Source organism: Halorubrum sp. SP3 (assembly GCF_005435195.1).
Classification (GTDB): Archaea; Halobacteriota; Halobacteria; order Halobacteriales; family Haloferacaceae; genus Halorubrum; species Halorubrum sodomense.
In genome coordinates, this window is the sequence record NZ_SGTU01000086.1 from 1 (window position 1) to 1651 (window position 1651).

Annotated in this window: 1 protein-coding gene and 1 pseudogene; one reads left to right on the forward strand and one right to left on the reverse strand. The window is 51.1% G+C overall.

Annotated features, from left to right (window positions below):
- Window positions 1-1254, reverse strand: a 1254-nt coding sequence (locus tag EXE42_RS15455; RefSeq protein WP_137706903.1) for a response regulator, incomplete at its 3' end; no start/stop codon positions are given.
- Between the two features lie 297 nt (window positions 1255-1551).
- On the opposite strand from EXE42_RS15455, the pseudogene EXE42_RS20690 reads away from it, so the two are divergent.
- A pseudogene (locus EXE42_RS20690) lies at window positions 1552-1651 on the forward strand (chemotaxis protein CheW); the annotation flags it as partial.

A 1651-nucleotide genomic window follows, 5' to 3' on the forward strand; every position in this document is an offset into this window, starting at 1 on the left:
AGTCTGCTCGTGTTCGACGCGATTAAGCGCTGCTATGAGACTCCCTGCCAGTAGTTCTCCGAGCGCGGTGTCCTGTTGATCGAAGGCTGCTCGCTTCTCGGAGCCAGCGATCAGTACCCCATGGTCAGCAAGTGGCAGATACAAGTGACCAGCGAGATCAGTTCCGGTGTTGTGGCTGTCCGAATCTTGCTGTACATCTGCTATTACTGCTGGTTCGCCGTCGCGGTAGACTCGTCCCGCGATACTGTCCGTCACAGGAAGTGGTTGTATATTTCCGATGAGCGAGTTTAGATCATCCGTCTGTGCCACGGGAACCAGCTGAGTGTCGTCAGCTTCGGAGATGTGGATAGCATTTGCCTTGAAATTGAGGATATCACTGGCAGCCTCAACGCCAATATCAGCGACCTCTTGTCTGGTTTCTGCCTCTAGGAGTGCCTGTGTAGCCCGGTTCAGTTCGGTTAACTGTCGTTCACGTGTTTTTTTCTCAGTGATGTCGTTGACTGCCCCACGGAGCTTCGTTACCTGCTCTCCAGATTCCACGACTGGAGTGATCGTAACGTCCAAGAGACGCTCGTCGCTGCCGCCTGGATGGAGTCGCCACGTGTCTCGTAGTTTATCACCTGCTTCGAAACCCTTCTCGAGTGCCTGCTGAACTTCTTCGCGGTCATCCGGGTGGAACAATTCTATCGCCTCTTCAACAGGGATTTCAGTCAGGTTGGGACGCTCGATAATTCGACGGGCACCAACGGTCAGCAAGACCCTACCACTCTCTCTGTCGAATTCGAACCCGCCGGTGTTGCCCGCAAACTCTGTCAGGCGCATCAGTTCTTCCTGTCTGTCAGCGCGCTCGGCCTCACGTCGGGTGTTGACCGCGTTCCGAATTCGGTTGGTCAAGAGTTCGTACGTCTCTGAACCTGTTCCCTTCTGAAGATAGTCTGTTACATCGGCGGAGATCGCCTCACTGGCTACCTCTTCACTGCCCTTGCCGGTAAAGAGAATGAACGGGAGGTCTGGATTGTTCTCACGGACACCTTGTAAGAGTTCTAAGCCATCCATGCCGGGCATGTTGTAGTCCGAGACAATACAGTCGGGTAGGTGACTATCAACCCGTTCTAGAACCTCGTTACCGCTGTTTGCTGTCTCAACAGTGAATTTATCATCCTCACGTTCGAGAAACGTCGCAGTCAGGTCTGTAAGAGACGGCTCATCGTCAACGTGGAGAACCTGAATCTGTTGTTCCGAAACGAGAGTCATTACCTGTTACTTTGCCACCAGTTCTATAACACTTTCTGAGGATTATCATGTTTGATTTGTTCTTGTATAGCACATTGTTGATGGAGAGAGTTCTTGCGATTTCGAGATACACCACTTCTGTGAGATATCTCGTACCACAGTAGCTCTGCCGACTACCTACTGAGTGAGGTTTATAAAGGGAATCCGTGCCAACAACCTCCACAAGAAGAGTGGGAGTCAAGACGATTTTACGGGTCTGGCAATCAAAGCTAATAATTTTAGGGGTACAGTTATTTGTATCTTCACCACAGACTCTTTATGTCAGTCACAAAAACTGAAGCTGAACCCACCAAAGTGCTGGAGTTTGGCTTGGGCAACGGGACGTACTGTCTGGATATCGGGATCATCGACGAAATCG